Raw genomic sequence first — 18,049 nt, forward strand, 5'->3', positions numbered from 1 at the left:
ACTATAAATAAAAGTAATATTTAATATTGTTGAAACCTCAACATCTGATACAAACTCTTTTGCGGAATCAACAAATTCATTTTTACTATTATAAGATAATTGAACAACAAGTATTTTGTTTTGAGAGCTTTATTTTGACCATTATCTTTTTTATCTTATTGGTATGATTATAAAACATATACTACAATTCTGGAAGAAGAATTGAATGTCCTTATAATGCAAAAGCTTTTTTACTAGATAAAATCAATAATATCATATTGTAAATATAAGGCTAAATCTGTATTTTACAGTTATAAAAAAAAACTTTAAATCTAACAAATAAATTTATATATGTATTATAATCAAATTCTTAAGATTAAAGTATCCGGAATTATCTAACATAAAACTAACATTTATATTTTAAAATAGAATCAGCTCACAAGCTATTTCTAGCTAAGCATTTCCGGTACCGTGAATGATGATTTCGGTCTGGTTACCGGTGCGTCAGTCTTCGTAAAAGGTACAAGCAACGGTTGTATCACCGACTGCATTAGCCAATGTATCTTCCGAAGAAACCTTGGTCATTTCATTCATTGGTTATCAAACACAAGAAGTTCCGGTAAACAATTAGCGGAAGTTTTTCATCAACTTAAGAGAGGGCTCACAACAACTGCAAGAAGTAGTGGTAATGGCAATGGGTTATGGTGATGTCCGCTGCAAACACCTAACAGGTTCTATCGTTAAAGCAGACATCAAGTTATTTGGGGATATTCCTAAAAAAATAAAATGTAAGAGGGTGCACTTCATCTTGAACAAGTATATGACATGCTCGATAAAGCATTTGATAAGTGTGATAACCTTGACGGACTCGTACTTCATTCTGATCAAGGTTAGCAATACCAACACTTCGGATATCGGAAAAGGCTTGAAGAGCATCATATAATTCAAAGTATGTCGAGAAAGGGAAACTGTCTGGACAACTCTATGATGGAGAATTTTTTCAGAATTATGAAATCTGAACTTCTATACGCTGAAAAGTTCGAGTCTCCGGAAGACTTCACAAAGGCTTTGGAAGGATATATAGATTATTATAATAATAAAAGAATTAAGTCCCGGTTAAAAGGAAAGAGTCCAGTACAATACCGAACTCTTTCTATAACTGGATAGTGTTTAACCAGTCCAAATTTTTGGGGTCACTTCATCAGTCGGACACCCTCTTTATTTTTGGAAGGAGGCTATCCCGAACTCGCGTTATAAGTTTAGTTGCCGAACCACTCTATAGCCATGGGATTTCCTATGGTGGTTATCATAGGAATAGGATTAATCTTATCTGTCTGAGGATTGAGATAATAGATGCCTTTTGTTGTCGTTGAAGCATTGGCGATTGCCAAACCGTCTTTATATTTAGACACTAACACGCCATAGCCATTGGACAAATCCAATCCTTCTATTTTCTTCATCTTCTGATTGTATAAATCAAAGACTACAGCTCGGCTCGCTATAGCGCCATGTCCCGTTTCTCCTGGTTTGTAATAACCGGGAATATCAATGTATCCGTAGGCTTTGCCATTGGCTGCATAACAAATTGAAGCGGCAAAACCAGCTACTTTCTCTTCTCCTTCGATAGAAGCTCCGGTTATCGTCCAATGGTATGTTGGATCAAAGTCTGTTTCTCCTTTCTTAATCCGAAGTATGCCGGCCTTATGACCTGCCACCATTCCGAAGTTCCCGAGACAAGAAATGTATATATCGCCTTTTTCATCCATGAATAAAGACTTGGGGTCGATCGGACGTGTGGCTTGAGAAAAACCACTGGTTTTCTCTGAAATCATCTTGACCAACTTGTCCGTCTTGGTGTCAATGACGGCTACATCTGCTTGTTTGTAATTCTCAGGGCTTGTCCAACCTCCCACCATCTGGCTTAGACCAGCAAACACATATCCGTCACGCTCAATTATGATTCCGATGTCCGGATTATTATCTTGAATACCCAAAGAGGTCAGGTTGATCTCTCCTGTCTTCTGCATCGTTTCGGGATTAAATATGTAAATCAGTCCTAGTCCGGCAAGCGATAGATAGGCTTTTGTGGAAGATAGTTTGACAAGATTGTTGGCACTGTTATTGGCAGGCAATTGCAAGCTTCCCTCTCTTTGTAAAATTCCATTCGTGCGACGGTATTTAATCAGTTCGTTTTTGTCCATTGTCAAATGATAGCTTGGGAAGACATAGACTTCCTGACCTATTATCATAGGATAAGAACTGCCAAAGGGAACATTTATACCATTGTTGTTATTGGTAGCCATCGTCTTGCCTAATACAGGCTCATCAATGAGTTGCATATAAACCGTTCCATCCATACCTGTTGCATTGGGTAGGGCTGTTGTTAGGAGAATCTTTCCCGAACCTCCTGCAATAGGATTGTCCGGATCATTCTTGTCACATGAGTTAAGGCACAATGCAGCGAATATCGCTGCTACAAAAAATACATTCTTTTTCATTTCTTTTTTTGTTTAATGATTGTTAATTTGTTACTTAAATACGTATCTGAATCTGATAGTGAAGCTACGTCCGGGTAAAGGACGGTTAAACTCGCTGATCATTTTTGTATCGGTCAGGTTGTTTATTTTTCCCATAATGAAGTAGCGCCCATTGCCAAAGCTTTGCTCAAAGCCTATATTGCACGAGAGGGCTCGAGGTATGCGATGCTGCTGGAATTGGCTTTGTTCGAAGTCGTACAGATATTCTTCCACAAATGAAGCATCGGTGAATATGCGCGTATTCATCCCGCTGCCTCCGAACAGATTTTCTTTGTGAAACTCCAATCCTGCGTTTGCCATCAGATAGGGTATATTGGGCATACGGCTACCTTTGGTAGGGTTGGCAACAGTTGTATTTTGTTCATACTTACGCACATCTCGCAGATCTTGGTAAGTGGCGTTCACATAGCCATAGAGCCACCGTGTCATGTCGGCTTTCACCTCTGCTTCCATACCAAGAGTCCGCATCTCGCCGAAGTTCTGATACTGCGACTGCAAGAATCCGCCCGTAAAGCGAATCATGTCTTTGAGATGCATATAGTATCCGTTCAGTTCAATCTGTAAGTTAGAGGAGGCTTTTCCAGTTAAATCGAATAACATTCCTATGTTGACACTTATATTGCGTTCGGGAGTGAGATTGCCGGCAGGAGCTATCACGTATCCATCACCCAACAGTTCCTCTTCCGATGGAAGCCTTACATCATATCCGAACGAAGCTTTTGCCATCAGACTGGGTGTGATGCGGTAGCGAAGTGCATTGCTGATGCCGAAATCATTCTTGTGTGTGTCTATATCCTCTGCTGTCTTTACCAGGACACTTGCCATCCGCGTTTTCATCGAGTAGTAGTAATACTTGACGTTGAAAGAGTTAAGGAACTTATCGTTCGAGGTGCGATAGTCGTAATTCAAGCCTGCCACCCAACTGAACATATTGCTTGGAAAGTCGGTACGATAACCTATGACCTTGTCCTTCATCCCATCACGAGGGTTGGCATGAGCGTATTTCAGCAAAGAGTTGAAGTTTACCGAATGGTTCTCATTGACAAGATAGTTGAGATTCAATTTGTGCTGCAATTGATGCTTTTCATTCGTCAATAATGAAGCCCATTTGCCGATTTCGCCGCCGAATTCGGAAACTGCCGGATAATGCGTTCCATCCCAATGTGTGCGGTGCGAGGCGGTATCGGCAAAATGATAGTCGGTATAGATATACCCCAGCTGCCAGTCCAAGTCCAGGCCGTCTAAGAGGAAGTTTTCTTTCTCCATCTTATTGGCGAAAATAAAGGCGTTGGAATGGCTGTGTGCATGCCGGATGTTCGATTCTATCCCCTGTATATCTTTGTAAGTATGTATGAAAACGGGTTCAAACTCCACCAAGTCAAACCACCACTTCCGTGCCTTAAAGCTACCGCCGATGACTGTTTTTTTAAACTTGTCGTGATCGCGGGTTATAGTAAGCCCCTCTTGAAAAGGAGACTTCATCTTGTAGTCGTTGTCGGCATAGGTATAAAAACCTCCCAGCCCGAACTCGATTCCTTTTGGGGCAATGTTCATCTTGCTCACAACGGATGCATTGTGCGTATTGAAACTGCCGTAAGAATAGTTCACGTCCAAATATTTAGGCGGATACTCTTTGATGACAATATTGACCGCACCACCTACGGCAGAACCTCCGAACTTGGCAGGGACAACTCCTTTGTATATCTCGATGCGGTCGATCATTTCGACCGGAATATCATTGATGTCGATAAAATCGGAATTGTCGTTCATCGGATTCCCGTCAATGAAAAGCCCGATGCGTTTGCCTTCCAGTCCGCGCACCGATATGCGAGAGGTACTGCCCGTTCCACCCGTGGCACGCACGGTGATTCCGGCGGTTTTTGCCAGAATGTCTTGTACATTGTTAACCGTTCCTTGTATCTGGTTCATGCTGATAACGGATATGGGCATGGCCTGCTCCCGTAACTTACGGGCTTCGCTCTTACCCATCACTACCACCTCGTCCAACGATTTTGCTTCGGCTTTCAGGCGGATGATGATTTTTTTCCCTCTCTCTTTACCCACCGTGAGCTTGCGGGTTTGCGTGTGGTAGCCTATAAACCTTACAGTAAGCGTATAAGTGGCTGCGGGAACATCGGAAAGTAAGAACTCGCCATGCCCGTCTGTCACAATGCCCTTTTTCAGCTCTTCGATGAAGATGGTTGCGCCGGGCAGTGGTTCTTCGCCTGCATTGTCGATGACCACGCCTGCAATCCGTCCTCCACCTGTTTGGGCGGACACGCTGATACCTGTGAGCATCAGCGTGAAAAAGAAAAATAATACTTGCTGCTTCATTGTTTCTTGTTATGAATATTAAAGAGCAGAATCGGGTGCTTCGGGCAAATCTCCGGGATTCGGACTCGGTTTAGCCGATCCGGCCTCGCTTTCACGTATCACCACATGCTGTACGTTTTTTGCCTGATTGCGCATTTCGAGTTTGGGAAAAAACTGAATGCGTGGTGTTTTGAGAGTTTCGGCGGTAACGGCTTTTTCCGTTTCCACGCGTTTCCCGTTGGATACAACCTTAAATGACCCGAGGTTGGCCAGGTCAACGGTTCTGCCGCTGAGCATCTCTTCACGTACGATTTTCGCCAAGGCGGTGATGGCTGACCGCACGTCGGCACGGCTCAGGGCTGTGGCATTGACAATCCGATCCTCTAGCTGCTTGGTGGTAATCTTGTCTTGTGCAATGGGAGAGGCGTAATACATGGTTTTGCCCTTGTGTTTACCGATGCGCATCTCTTCTTTTTTTACGTTGTATAGTAACATGACTTTTGATGTTTTTGATGGTTATACTTTGAATAATTTTGCTGTTCTACTTAAACAGCTTCAGTAAACGGCTTTGATCGCTCCATTGGAACGTCTTTCACCGTTTAACTTAAACGATTCCGATTGCTTAAGTCCGCATTCTCTTTAACTGCTGTCGTATGTCTTCTTCATAATCTTTTCAAATTTTGTTTATGGTTATTAAAATGGTGTGGATCTCAAAAGCAGTATTTAGCCTTTGCCCATACTTCCGAATTGTGCTTATACGGGCCGAACATACCCTCGCTTCCTCCGAACCAGTCGTAGCCTGCCAAGAGGTGGATGTGGTCGTTCAGGGCATAGTCAGCCGTGAAACGGCTGAACCAGCCCTTGTGGTTGAGGTCGAAATAGGTGAAGTCGGAAAGCTGTAAGTTGCTGTCCAGTAACTTCTTCGACACGCAGAGCGTAAGGAGCGAATTATGGCGGGGCTGTGCGACGTAGCTTTCGTACTTGAAAATACTCTCGGAAGAGAACTGAGCCATCACTGTCCATTCATGAGGGGCATACCAGTCGGCCCCCACCAACCAATTGATGGTGTTGAATCCTTTTTGAGGGGTGGAGGCGGCTTGCTGTATGTAGCTGAAATGCTTCCCGAGGTTGAAGGCCGCTTCGCCGCGCAGCACGAACTGTCCCAAGGGCTTTGAGACATCGCCTCCGACGAATCCCATGCGGTAGTATCGGGGCGAAACCGTAAGTTGGGAGCCCGATGGTTTGTACTCGATGACGGGCATCTTGTTCCACGTATGCAGCGCGGCAAGCGAGAAGTCTACCCCCGGCAGGGCGAAAGAGAGCCTGCCCCCGTATTCTACGTTGGAGAGGCGTAGCTCGGGGCGGCTTCCCTCCGCGTCCCAGACAAGGGACCGGGGTGTTTCTTTAGGCAACACGCTCCACGGATTGGCGGCATCGGTGGGCAGCTTGTATCCTTCGAAAGTGGGAACGGCAAGCAGTTCGAGCTTTATCTTGTCGTTGAAGACGAAGAACCGCAGGGCATTGACGGGCATGCGGATGTCGTCGTAGTCTTGCGCCAAGAACTCGGTCATATCCATGGGTGAGACGAGGTCGGTGATACGTACGCCGTCGGCCGCACCCCAGATGACAAGTTGTCGCCCGAGACGAAAGCCCCAGTGCTCCTGCCGATGGTCAAGGTATGCTTCCCGCAGTTCAAAGCCGGTGCGCTCTTTCAGCAAGGCGTTGTAGGTAGCGTTGAACGAGACGAAGAGCGAAGAGCCTGCGAAGTTTTTGCCGACCTCGCCCCTGAGTCGGGTACGGGAAGACATCCAATCGTTCGGCTTTTCGGAGCGGAAGGCGTGGTAGGTGTCGACAAGGCCTTTGAGCTGCCACGACGATTCGCCCGCTCCTTGTCCCCAAACTCCATGCACGGGGCAAAACAGAAAGACCGAGAGGCAAAGCCCCGCGGAAAGACGATTGAACGCTTTCATCAGAACCTGCCTTTCTCTAACGTGGTCACGTTAAACTTGCTCTCCTCCATGGGAATGTTGTACGTCGGATTCTTGATTTCGAGAACTGTCTGATGCTCGGTTTGCACGTTGGTCATGTGCATCTTCCGGGCTACCCAGAAGCCCTCTACCTTGGCAATATCCGACATCTCGAGACGACGGTGCAGCTTGCCCATCTTGTCGTAATATTCCACCCTGACAGGTATCAGACAGTCCTGACGTATCAGGGCCGTTTTCCTGGAGTAAATATCACGCTTGTCCTTAGGCAAGGATTCCAGTTTCCAGCACTTCTGTCCGTCGACGGTTTCTTCGCCCAGGAGCGTGTGCGTATCCTCGTCCACGTTGCGGCTGCCCATGTCGTCGTAGGTAAAGTCGCTACCCATAAAGTAGTCTTGCTTGGCAGACGAACCGCTGATACGGCGCGTTTTCTTTATGGCGGGCAGATAGAGCCATTTGTCATCGTCCTTGTTTAGCTCATCATAATCCCACGTCAAGAAGCCCGTCCCCTTTACATCGCCGGGATATTGGAAGAACATGATGCTCTTGCGGTCTTTCTTTTCTTTGCCCACATCGATGGAGTAGGAAATGAGCTTGCGTTCGCGCACCGCTCCGCGTTTGTTGATTAACGTCATAACCATTTCAGACCGACGGGTATCGCCGTCGGGACGGTCTTTTACCTTTTGGGCAATCTCTCTGCCCGTTTGTGCGCATGTTGTGGCAGCGAACCCCACCACAAGCATGGCTACTACTGCGATTGATCTCTTCATTTGTCCTTTTTCTTTATAATTGATTCTGATTGATTCGATTTATATTCCGGTCTCCTTCTGCCGTGCTACCATGCGGGCAAATTCGCCGTTTCGGGCAAGCAGTTCGTCGGGTGCTCCTTGTTCTGCGACGGTTCCGTCTTTCAGCACCACGATATGATGAGCGTTGGCAACGGTGCGCATACGGTGTGCGATGATGACGACGGTCTTGTTCTTGATCAACTCCGATATACCGGCCTGTATCAACGTTTCGTTCTCTACGTCCAGACTTGCCGTTGCTTCGTCCAAGAGGATGACAGGAGCATCTTTGAGAAGCGCACGGGCAATGGATATGCGTTGGCGTTCGCCTCCCGATAGCGATTCTCCGTTTTCGCCTATCAAGGTGTCGTAACCGTTGGGCAGCCGGGCGATGAACTCATCGCAACGGGCAAGACGTGCTACCGCTTTCACCTCTTCCTCGGTAGCGTCTTTCTTCCCGATTTTGATGTTGTCCATGACGGAAGCGTTGAAAAGCAACACGTCCTGAAAGACTACGGCATAGTTTTTCAAGAGCATTTCGGGATCTATTTTTGAGATGTCCCGTCCGCCAAGTGTGATCTTTCCGCCATGAATATCCCAAAAGCGGGCAGCTAATTTTGCCGAAGTGCTTTTGCCTCCCCCCGAAGGTCCCACAAGTGCCGTTACTTTGCCTTGCTTGGCAGTGAAAGAGACGTTGCGCAGCACCTGCTTGCTTGTCTCGTAAGCAAAATCGACCTTGTCAAAACAGATGTCGTAACCCTCTACCGTGCAATCCTCATCGCCTTGCTGTGCGGGCATGTCGTTCATCTCACGTATGCGGTCGATACGCACATCGAGTAGTATCAGTGTCGCCATATGGTTGAACACGTCCATGATGGGGTTGTAGATGCTGGCTACAACGAGCAGGAAGACCAAGTAAGTGAACATGTCGATGCTGCCCAAACCAAGTAAATAAGCTCCCGCAATGATAACGCTTGCCAAACCAAGTTTCAGGATAGACTGTGCACTGCCCACAAGCCCCGCTCCGAGAAATTCGCCTCGCTGCAGAGTGGCTTCATATATCTCGAGCTGTTTGTCTAAACGGTCGCAATAGGCTGCCTCTCCGTTGTACGATTTAATCTCCTGCGCCGCTTCAAGCCCTTCCTGTATCTGCTCGGTCGTATCACGCCTTACGTGATAGTACTCCTTATTAGCTTTATCCATAAGCCTTTTTCCTAAGAAGATGACCGTTGTCGCTACCGGTACGACCCCAAAGAGAGCAAGGGCCAGTTGCCAGTTGTAGAAGAACATCCCGGTGGCAATCAAGATAATGCTGATGACAGAGGCGAAGAGTTGTGGAACTGTGTGAGAGAAGAGGGTTTCCAACATGTTACAATCCTCCATCATCGTAGCGGTGAGATCCGAAAGATTCTTTTCTCCGAAGAAAGCCAAAGGCAATTTACGCAGCTTCTCGGCAATGCCAATACGACGGTTGGCACTCTCGGTATAGATTTTCGTGTAGGTGCTCTTGTACTGTATCATCGCAATCACAAAGAGTACCGTCATAAAACAGAGAGCCGTCAGCACGTAGTACCAGAGCCCGTGCGTCGTGCTGTTCCCGGCTTGGATAACAGGGTGCAGGTAATCGGTGATGAACAGAAAGATGAAGATTACCGGCAGCATCAGTGCCAGGTTGAGAAAAAGAGAAGCTATAACCCCTTTTATAAAGGTCTTTGCCCCGTCTTCCGATAAGGTGAATCTGTGTTGAAAATATTTACTAATATTCATAATGTTGTCTCCTGAGGTTTATACCGTCCATGTCACGGTTCGTTGATATTCATTCCACATGCTGTTATAGATGCCGTTTCGGGCTATCAACTCGCTGTGTGTGCCTTCTTCGGCAATCTTGCCTTGTGCTATCACCAGTATCTTGTCGGCATCCTGTACGCTAGTCAGATGATGGGCGATCATCAACACTGTCTTTCCTTTTCTCAGCTCGTGCAGGGCTTTTTGTATCAGGTGTTCGTTTTCGGGGTCGGCAAAAGCTGTTGCTTCGTCCAGGACAACAATCGGCGCATCTTTCAAGATGGCCCGGGCCAAGACAATGCGTTGCTGTTCCCCTCCCGAAAGGAATGTTCCATCTACTCCTATCTTCGTGTTCAATCCGTTGGGTAGCCGGTCGATGATCTCCCGACTTTGGGAAAGGTCTATGGCACGTTGCACGGCTTCATCACTCGCTGCCGGATTACCGTATTTGATGTTCTCCAGCAAAGAGGTCTTGAAGAGTTTTGTATTCTGGAAGACGAAAGCGATGTGGTTCATCAGGTTGTCTTTGGCAATGTTTTTCACATTTATTCCGCCAATCGTCACACTACCTGCTGATACGTCCCAAAAGCGGGGAATGAGTTGGGCAATGGTGGTCTTCCCTCCTCCCGATTGCCCCACAAGGGCAAAAGTCTTCCCTTCGGGGAGGTGGAAGCTGATACCGTCTACGGCATTTTGACCGGCATTGGGATAGGCAAACGAAACGTTCTCGAATGTCACATCGCAAGCGGTGATTTTCTCCGGATTTTCGGCTATTGGGAGTGGTTCGCTACTCGTCAGGTTTTCCACCCGGCTTATGGCTTGATCTGCCAGAAACATATCTTGTTGCAGATACATCACTTTCATCACATTGGTTGCTATCACCGGAGTAATCAGCACATACAGGAACATATCGGTGATGATGGGGGCAATGTTTTCGCTTTTGTTGCCGATAAGCAATATGACTACGGGGACAAGTAGGAAAGCAAAGCTATTGATGGCCACCGTGTAGAGTGACATCGGCTTTTGCCAACCCAGCGTGTATTTGGTAACTAAATCCCGGTAGGCGATGATGCTGTCGTAAAAACGTTTGAAAGAGAATATCGTTTGCTGGAACACTTTCACCACCGAAATACCACGTACGTATTCCACCGCTTCGCTGCTCATATGCTCTTGTGCTCCGAGGTATTCATTTTGGAACGCCTTCTGAGCAGTTGTATTCATCCGTGTCATGATGAAGACAGCCGCCGTGAGGGGGATCAGGCACGCCAGACCAAGTTGCCAGTTGAAGACGAAGATCAATATTATAACCGACAGCGGGGCTATAAAACTCCCCGCCAGGTCGGGCAAGAGATGTGCGACAAACGTGTGGGTTTCAGAAGCATTTTCATCAATAATCTTACGCATCTGTCCGCTGGTATTCCGGTCGAAGAAGCCAAGCGGCATCTGCATGATTTTTCTCATAGCCGTACGTCGCATATTGGTTTCTACCCGGAACGCCGCTAAGTGCAAAAGCATCAGCCCGGCAAAGTAAATGACAAGGCCGGCAACGGCTGTGCCTACCGCCCACCATGCATAGACGTTGATAGGGATTCCTGAGGCAACGCTGCCAGTCAATAGTAGCGAGCGTACGATAAGCCAAATGAAGATGAACGGCATAAGCGAGAGCAGACCGCTTAATCCCGACAGTGTCAGGGCTATGGGCATAAGCACCTTGCGTTTGCCCATGTAAAATTGAAGTTTCTTTAATGTATTCATATTAATTGATTGTTTCATTGGTTTCTATCTCTTTCCCGAATAACCGGAACTTTTGGAATAACACGGGTGTAACGCAGAGGTCGGCCACGAGTGCCGATACGATACCCGCTACGGAGAGCAGACCCATGTGTATAAAAGAGAGGCCTTCGGAAGTCATGTAAATAGCGAAGTTCGCACATATCACGACACTGGTCAGAATGATTGGTGTCCCGATCGTACGGAACGAGCGGAGAATGGCATCCCGATAATTACCTCGACGGTCGAACTCCAAATGCCCGTGGTTGATGAAGTGAATGGTGTCGTCGACAGCCAAACCGAGGATCATCGGCATAATGGTTGCGGTCATCATATCCAACGGGTAGCCCAGCCATCCCATCAGTCCGCCGACCACCAAAGCCGGAGTGATATTGGGTATCAAACCGATAAGCCCGATGCGTACACTGCCAAAGACCAACATCATTAGGATGCCGATAATAAGGAGAGAGATGGCAAATGAAACCATCTGCCCGCGAGCCACGTACTGCATCATCACGGTAAATTGCGGAATACTACCCACTGTAGTGACAGAAGCTTCGGGGAAGAGCCTGGCGGCATTGGCTGCAATATCGTTCAACTCTCGTTCTACCTCGCCGGAGTCAAAACTGCTGATCTCCACCATCAGGCGCAAACGTCGATAGTCGTAATCGATCCAATATTCCGCTTCGCTACCGCCTGCATTCTCGTAAAGGAGCAGCAGTTGTGCCACCTCTTCCGGATTCGTCGGAATACGATAATAAGCCGCATCTCCTTCGTGCAGGGTTTGATTCAGGTCTTTTAGGATATTCAGCACTGTAGTCGTTCGCTTGGTTAGCTTATAGCCTTCGGCCTTTTGTGCCAGAGAGTCTAAGCGTACAAGCATTGCCGGCGATTTTGTCAAGCCGTCTTCGGGCAGGTCTATCATGACGTCGTAGGTGTAGATGGATCCCAGTTCGCTTTCACCTACTTCCAGCAGATTGTTTACATAGGCTATTTTACGTCCCATGGTGCGTTCTATGTCAAAGGCGGTCTCTATCTTGGTGAATTGATAAATGAGTGCTGCGGTAAGCAGCCCTGCAATCCATAGGATCAATGTGCCATGCCGGAGTACGCTTTCTCCCAAACGCCCCAGTTGATGGTCGAGCCACCGTCCGCCGGTTTCCTGCACTTTGGGATGAGGTTTGCCGTTCTTGCCAAAACTCAACAGCACGGGCATCAGTGTAATGGCAATGAAGAAAGCCAGCATCACGCACGAGGAGGTAGCGATACCAATGAACCGCATGGGCTGCATCGGAATAGCGAGAAACGACAGCAGGGCGGCAAAGGTGGTGAGTGCACTGAACAACACAGGCCAGCCCATTTCACCCACGGTCTCTTCTACGGCTCGTCGACGTTCTCCGTGTAGAAGGAATTGCCGTTTGAAATAGGAAAAGATATGTATGTTATAGGCTATCGAGACGGCAAACGCCAACAGCATAGGTATCATCATCATACCGCTGTCTATCGTCATGCCGACATATCCCAACAGTCCATACACAATCACAATTGAGCCTGCCGCCGTGATAAGTGGAACGACAACGCCCCGTAGGGAGCGTGTTATGAGTAACAAAATAAGAATGGAAACGAGTGCGGCAATGCCCATCACACGGGGCATCTCTTTGCCAATCCATTTCATCTTCATGGCGGTAACGTAGGGCAAGCCTGTGCCTTTGGGATGGAGCTTTTGGTATTTGTCTTTAGTGATGATATGCTCCAGCTCATTCCCCGTTAGCACTTCAGGAGAAACGGCATTCTTACCTTTATTCCACACTGAATCTTTAGGAAAGGTACGCAACTTGAGAATAATCCACGAGAGCGTACCATCTTTGGAGACAAGCCGCTCGGCAATATGTGGCTTCATATAGGCTTTGCGACGTATCGTTTCCAGACTTGCCGCATCAGTGGGAATAAGGTCAGGCACTATCTGCTCGATAGTCATTCCTTCTTCATTCCCTACCATAAATTCGATGTCAGTGAGCGAAGTGATTTTGTCGGCGTATGAAATGCTATCCATCATTTCGTTCGTGAGTTCGCGGATGAGCTCTAAGTTCTCTTTCATAAACGAATTGTCGCATTGGGTCAGTACGGCGGCAAAATTGTCATTGCCGAATATATCCTTGAATTCTTTGGTCTTGACAAGCATCGGGTCGTCTTCGAGGAAGTAGTCTTCCCACGAAGCACTCACCTTGAAATATCTTAACCCTGTAAATCCTATGGCGAAGACGAGGATAAACAAGCTTAGTACAAGCCATCGTTTTTGTACCATCCATCTGCCCTGACGGGCAAACCAGTCATTGATTCTTTCTATTTTCATATCGTTTGTTATTGGTAAGTTCATTCATTTCAACACATTCAGCAGCGTGACGAGAAATAGCTTTCCACTTTGGGGCTACATATGATAATGGTGACAATGTGCGTGGACACAAGAATGCTCTTTGTGGGCATCATGCACGTGACAACGGCAGGAGTGAGAAGTGTTCATATTCTTTCTTTTTTTTACTTATGTTTTTTATATTACTTAGTCTTGCTAACACAACATCAGCAGGTTGAGTGCCATAACCGCCATGCCTGCTACCAAACCATAGATAGTATGATGGTGCTTACCGTATTCTTCGGCAGCGGGTAGTAACTCATCAAGCGAGATAAATACCATGATACCGGCAATCATCCCGAAAATAACGCCGAAAACATGGTCATTGAGGAATGGTGCCAAGATAAGATAGCCGATGACGGCTCCTACCGGCTCGGCCAATCCCGATAGAAATGAAAGCCAAAAGGCCCGTTTACGATTACCTGTAGCATAATAGATCGGAACGGAGACGGAAATGCCTTCGGGTATATTATGTATGGCGATGGCACAGGCAATAGGTATAGCAATGTTTATATCCTTCAATGCTGCAAGAAACGTAACCATACCTTCCGGGAAATTGTGTATTGCCAGCACCAAGGCTGTCACTACATCGACGCGTAATAATTGAGGCTTTATTTCAGTCTTTCGTTCTTCCTTTAAGCTCATTTCTTCCACCCGATGCATTTCGTGTGGATTTTCGTAGTGAGGAATTAGCTTATCAATAAGTAGAATCAATACGATTCCCCCGAAAAAAGAAAGTGTGGAATGAAGAGTTCCGTCGTCCTTGCCATGTATATTGGCAAGAGTCTGCAAAGAAGAGGCAAACAGATTGGCGAAAGACATATAAATCATTACTGCTGTTGAAAATCCCAATGAAAGAGAAAGGAATGAAGTATTGGTGCGCTTAGCAAAAAATGCAATCGCACTGCCTATCCCTGTGGATATACCGGCAAACGATGTTAGGAAAAATGCTATAAGTACTGGTTGAGACATGGCTATGATGGATTGGAAGTTAGTGCGTCAAAAGAGAACAAAAGTTTGTTTTGTTCAGAAGCAAAGCGAGCCGCTCTTTGCAGGCGGCTCGCTCGGTAGGAGAAACAGTTAGATTTAGAAATAAGACGTTTCATGCTTTTGGCAACTAAGTTTAGTTCGGTCAGTCTGCGGATGTACGATGTTGGTACTTTGATCTTTCGTCCCAATAATTTCTTTGGGCAAAACCTTTCCGATACGGGAGACTGCCCTGCTTTGCGTAACCCATGACTCCTCGCAGAAGAAAAGCCCGTTGACTCCTTGTACGAGTGTTAATTCGTCGTTGCTGATGATGTTGATGATACTCATATGCTGATTATTATTTAGTGATTCTTCTGGAATGACTCGGCGTTCCAACTCCTGCATCAAACGAAACGCTGCCTGACAAGATTGCAGCATCTGTCCATGCAGGCTATAGGTGTGGAGTCGAGCAGAAGGTAGCTGATGCCTATTGTCTCGGAATCAAATACAAAAGAGATTCGATTGTTTACAATCGTACAATCATTTCCGCAAGGCTTGCATTGCAGACAAGACGAGAAACGGATGTTTTGATTAGTTATCTCTTGACAGACAGGATGTTTCAATAGTTCTGCCTTCATCTTTCATTCTTTACATTCATGAGTTTCTTCCATCCTCCCGTGCTAAAGCGAATATACTCACTGATGAAACACTCTATCTCTTCGCAGGAAAGTTCCTTATGTTGCACCACCTCTTTCATCATATTAATCCACCAAGAGCAGGTGAAGTGCATGAAGAACGGAGAAATATCGGTATGTAGTTCCGGATGGAGTCTTCTCATCTTTTCCATATATTCCATCCCTATTGTGGCACTCTTCTCAATCCACTCTTCCAAATAATCTTTGAGGCGAGAATGCTGCGTAGAGAAAAACAGCAAATTTAATTCACTTCGGTAACGAGTTATAATGCCCATAAGCTCCTGCAAAGATGCACGATGATATTCATCTGAGATAAATATGTCAAGGGAGAAATTCTCCGGTCGGTTGTGATCTTCCAGCATCCTGTACATAGCAGCCAAAAGAGGACGCAACACATCAACCAGTAAATCGTCCTTACAGGGATAGTAATTGTATATATTGCTCAGACCAATGCCCGACAACTTAGAAATCTCACGCATAGACACCGACTTGAAGCCCTTTTCGAAAAAAGCTTTCTGCGCTGTTTCCAGCAATAGCTTACGTATATAATCCTTCGTTGTTTGCATAGGTCAGAACATAATTCTTTATTTTATAACGCAAAATTAGTCACATATTTTTTCGGTTGCAATACCTTAAAATGATGATTTTTTTACTTACCATTCCCCATTTATGGTAATTCAGCAAATGAAATTTATAACTTTCAATATGCTACTCCTAATCATATCAAAGCTACAAATACTCACTTATTTACAATCTCTAGCACTCACTTTTTTTTGTTTACTTTTGTCTGTAAACCGCTACTGACGTCATTAAATACATAGTAATATGAGCAAAAAAATCAAAGACCAAGAAGTTCTTTTGGTCAAAGATCAGAAGGACGATAGCCTCCGAGCCGTAGTCGGAGCAGATGGGAAAAGCGGACTGAAGTTGCATTCTTTCAAAGTCTCCTTTGAGAGTGTCGTTGCCAGCGTGCATGTATACCAATAGACGATTACTCACTACCAATATAAGGAAAAGTTGCATGCAAATGAAATTTATCATACGCCATGCAACTTTGGAGCCAATTCATAAGAAGAGGAGCTAACGGAGAAAAAGAACTTTTTCAGTGCCCTCAGATTTCGGGCTTCCTTTTTTATTTACCTTCAACAACTCCAAATATTCTTATTACATCAATCTTCGATAGTACATACACTTACACGGTTCCAATCCGGTTCGGTAAACATGTCACCTACTCCCTGATCTTCGGCAGTAATACGAGACGTATTAATCTTGTATTTATTAACAAGGATTGTTTTTACAGCTTCTGCACGTGCGGTAGCAATTTTTGCGTTGATCTCAACATTGCCTTCTGGAGAAGCGTACCCTTTAATAATGACTTTTGAATCGGGATATTTCTTCATGTAGGAGGCTACACGTTCCACATTCGGTAGCTATGATGCATCCACTGATGAGCGACCTTGTCTGAAAGTAATGATAGATTCCGGAACGCGGGCAGTCTTGACTACTGTTTCAATGGGAACGACCTTTGTACGACATTCTTCCAACTCTTTATGCAAACCGCTAATTCTTTGGTTAGCATTGTTTAGTTCTCTGTCACGACTGCCCACCTGTTCGCGAAGTGCATTAATAGCAACATTCAAATCATCAATTTCGCTCTGATTGTAGACTTTTACTTTAGTAAAGTAATGATTCCCAGTACTCATCTTGAAGTGATAAGTCAATCCGGCAGTCAGTTCAAATGTTGCATTGTTTGCATTGAAACGACTCTTTGCCTGATTAAAATCACCTTGCATATCATATACGATAGCGGGCTTAATTCCCAATGTCCATGCTTTTGTTTCACCGAGGTTGAAATTAAGATTCAATCCGAGACGGGTAGACCATGAATTGTCATCTCCTTTACCATTTACATAATAATGCAACCACCCCATTCCGGCAATAGCTTCTATCTCAAACAAACGAGGTTTGCCCCGATAGCTTGCAAATAGATTTATTAAGTTAATTTTACTTAACAAGCTGACATCTAAAACATCAAAAGCTGTTTTACTCGGAGTTGTATTGATATATCCCATTCCCTGAAATTCCAAACCGAAAACTAGGAGTTAATTGTTTGGATATTCCAACTCCGAAACCGGGACGCATCCCTTTAAAGAAAGAGGCGTGAGTGAGAGGGGTAACTGCTCCTGCATTCACTCCTACAGACCAATTGTCCATAAACTTTGTTCCTTCTACAACTGATTGGGCATTTACAATAAATGTTCCCAAAGTAAAAACTAATAAAATAGCAATTTTCTTCATAATCTATTGTTTTATTTTTTTCGAATGCAAAAGTAAAAAGATTGCAGAGCTTTTTAGTTGTAGGACAAAAGAATAAATCTAATACATTGATTTTTATTTTACTTATAATCAGTAGTTTGCAAAAATGGTTCAATTAATAATCTAACACATATCTAACACCCTTGATAAAATTCAAAAAAGCACTTACACTTACACCTTTAGGGTAGTCAAGTTTATTTTTTAACAACAACGAGTGAACTGATACTTTTACTCTGAATAGCAATAACTTACTGCTATTTTGTACTATTACGATTATACATATTATATAATATGCTAATAAGCAATTATATATTGTTAGGCCCAATAAAAAATATATATAAATAGCGAGCGATAATCATATAAGTTAAAGAATAATTTATATTGGTAAAATATTCCTAATCGCCCATGCAAAAAATAAAACACATTATTATATTCGCAATATGAAATGTAAGATTATAATTGGACTATCAGCTATTCTCTATTTTACAGGTTGTTATAACAGGGA

13 protein-coding genes and 1 pseudogene are annotated in these 18,049 nt (G+C 45.0%); 1 reads left to right on the plus strand and 13 read right to left on the minus strand.

The window, feature by feature from the left end; genetic code table 11:
• Positions 1–966 precede the first annotated feature (966 nt).
• A complete protein-coding gene (locus tag DWZ47_RS31460; RefSeq protein WP_029425493.1) occupies positions 967–1,146 on the plus strand; it encodes an IS3 family transposase in 180 nt (59 codons plus the stop codon).
• A 92-nt stretch (positions 1,147–1,238) separates the two neighbouring features.
• Here DWZ47_RS31460 and DWZ47_RS28865 read toward each other — a convergent pair whose 3' ends face one another.
• From DWZ47_RS28865 to DWZ47_RS31345, 13 genes and pseudogenes are all read right to left on the minus strand, one after another.
• Positions 1,239–2,477, minus strand: a complete 1,239-nt coding sequence (locus tag DWZ47_RS28865) for a DUF5074 domain-containing protein (RefSeq protein ID WP_117515566.1) — start codon at positions 2,475–2,477, stop codon at positions 1,239–1,241.
• A 30-nt stretch (positions 2,478–2,507) separates the two neighbouring features.
• A complete protein-coding gene (locus DWZ47_RS28870; RefSeq protein WP_004309908.1) occupies positions 2,508–4,850 on the minus strand; it encodes a TonB-dependent receptor in 2,343 nt (780 codons plus the stop codon).
• A gap of 18 nt (positions 4,851–4,868) precedes the next feature.
• A complete protein-coding gene (locus DWZ47_RS28875) occupies positions 4,869–5,324 on the minus strand; it encodes an HU family DNA-binding protein (RefSeq protein WP_004318713.1) in 456 nt (151 codons plus the stop codon).
• A gap of 215 nt (positions 5,325–5,539) precedes the next feature.
• A complete protein-coding gene (locus tag DWZ47_RS28880) occupies positions 5,540–6,799 on the minus strand; it encodes a DUF1302 family protein (protein ID WP_004309910.1) in 1,260 nt (419 codons plus the stop codon).
• Positions 6,799–7,584, minus strand: coding sequence for an outer membrane lipoprotein-sorting protein (locus tag DWZ47_RS28885; RefSeq protein WP_004309911.1), 786 nt, complete (start codon positions 7,582–7,584; stop codon positions 6,799–6,801). Before DWZ47_RS28885 ends, DWZ47_RS28880 begins: the two co-directional genes overlap by 1 nt.
• Before the next feature lie 39 nt (positions 7,585–7,623).
• Positions 7,624–9,366, minus strand: coding sequence for an ABC transporter ATP-binding protein (locus tag DWZ47_RS28890; RefSeq protein WP_004309912.1), 1,743 nt, complete (start codon positions 9,364–9,366; stop codon positions 7,624–7,626).
• A gap of 18 nt (positions 9,367–9,384) precedes the next feature.
• Positions 9,385–11,139, minus strand: coding sequence for an ABC transporter ATP-binding protein (locus DWZ47_RS28895; RefSeq protein ID WP_004309913.1), 1,755 nt, complete (start codon positions 11,137–11,139; stop codon positions 9,385–9,387).
• 1 nt (position 11,140) lies between these two features.
• Positions 11,141–13,507: an efflux RND transporter permease subunit gene (locus tag DWZ47_RS28900; protein ID WP_032849673.1), complete on the minus strand. Its 2,367-nt coding sequence runs from the start codon at positions 13,505–13,507 to the stop codon at positions 11,141–11,143.
• 213 nt (positions 13,508–13,720) lie between these two features.
• Positions 13,721–14,536 carry a zinc transporter ZupT gene (zupT, locus tag DWZ47_RS28905; RefSeq protein ID WP_004309915.1) on the minus strand — a complete coding sequence of 272 codons (816 nt, stop codon included), beginning with the start codon at positions 14,534–14,536 and terminating at the stop codon, positions 13,721–13,723.
• A gap of 114 nt (positions 14,537–14,650) precedes the next feature.
• Positions 14,651–14,881: a hypothetical protein gene (locus DWZ47_RS28910; protein WP_004309916.1), complete on the minus strand. Its 231-nt coding sequence runs from the start codon at positions 14,879–14,881 to the stop codon at positions 14,651–14,653.
• A gap of 56 nt (positions 14,882–14,937) precedes the next feature.
• Positions 14,938–15,171: a hypothetical protein gene (locus DWZ47_RS28915; protein WP_004318707.1), complete on the minus strand. Its 234-nt coding sequence runs from the start codon at positions 15,169–15,171 to the stop codon at positions 14,938–14,940.
• Entirely contained in the window at positions 15,168–15,794 is a 627-nt protein-coding gene (locus tag DWZ47_RS28920; RefSeq protein WP_004309917.1) for a TetR/AcrR family transcriptional regulator, read from the minus strand. Before DWZ47_RS28920 ends, DWZ47_RS28915 begins: the two co-directional genes overlap by 4 nt.
• Positions 15,795–16,397: 603 nt before the next feature.
• Positions 16,398–17,526: pseudogene (locus DWZ47_RS31345) on the minus strand (OmpA family protein).
• Positions 17,527–18,049: the final 523 nt, after the last annotated feature.

The sequence above is a fragment of the Bacteroides sp. AF32-8BH genome, assembly GCF_003435205.1.
Lineage (GTDB): Bacteria > Bacteroidota > Bacteroidia > Bacteroidales > Bacteroidaceae > Bacteroides > Bacteroides ovatus.

Excerpts from the sequence above, each read along its gene's own strand:
- zupT (WP_004309915.1), bottom strand. The coding sequence starts at position 14,536 with ATGTCTCAACCAGTACTTATAGCATTTTTCCTAACATCGTTTGCCGGT.
- DWZ47_RS28870 (WP_004309908.1), bottom strand. The coding sequence starts at position 4,850 with ATGAAGCAGCAAGTATTATTTTTCTTTTTCACGCTGATGCTCACAGGT.
- DWZ47_RS28865 (WP_117515566.1), bottom strand. The coding sequence starts at position 2,477 with ATGAAAAAGAATGTATTTTTTGTAGCAGCGATATTCGCTGCATTGTGC.
- DWZ47_RS28910 (WP_004309916.1), bottom strand. The coding sequence starts at position 14,881 with ATGAGTATCATCAACATCATCAGCAACGACGAATTAACACTCGTACAA.
- DWZ47_RS31460 (WP_029425493.1), top strand. The coding sequence starts at position 967 with ATGGAGAATTTTTTCAGAATTATGAAATCTGAACTTCTATACGCTGAA.
- DWZ47_RS28890 (WP_004309912.1), bottom strand. The coding sequence starts at position 9,366 with ATGAATATTAGTAAATATTTTCAACACAGATTCACCTTATCGGAAGAC.
- DWZ47_RS28920 (WP_004309917.1), bottom strand. The coding sequence starts at position 15,794 with ATGCAAACAACGAAGGATTATATACGTAAGCTATTGCTGGAAACAGCG.
- DWZ47_RS28875 (WP_004318713.1), bottom strand. The coding sequence starts at position 5,324 with ATGTTACTATACAACGTAAAAAAAGAAGAGATGCGCATCGGTAAACAC.
- DWZ47_RS28900 (WP_032849673.1), bottom strand. The coding sequence starts at position 13,507 with ATGAAAATAGAAAGAATCAATGACTGGTTTGCCCGTCAGGGCAGATGG.
- DWZ47_RS28885 (WP_004309911.1), bottom strand. The coding sequence starts at position 7,584 with ATGAAGAGATCAATCGCAGTAGTAGCCATGCTTGTGGTGGGGTTCGCT.
- DWZ47_RS28895 (WP_004309913.1), bottom strand. The coding sequence starts at position 11,139 with ATGAATACATTAAAGAAACTTCAATTTTACATGGGCAAACGCAAGGTG.
- DWZ47_RS28915 (WP_004318707.1), bottom strand. The coding sequence starts at position 15,171 with ATGAAGGCAGAACTATTGAAACATCCTGTCTGTCAAGAGATAACTAAT.
- DWZ47_RS28880 (WP_004309910.1), bottom strand. The coding sequence starts at position 6,799 with ATGAAAGCGTTCAATCGTCTTTCCGCGGGGCTTTGCCTCTCGGTCTTT.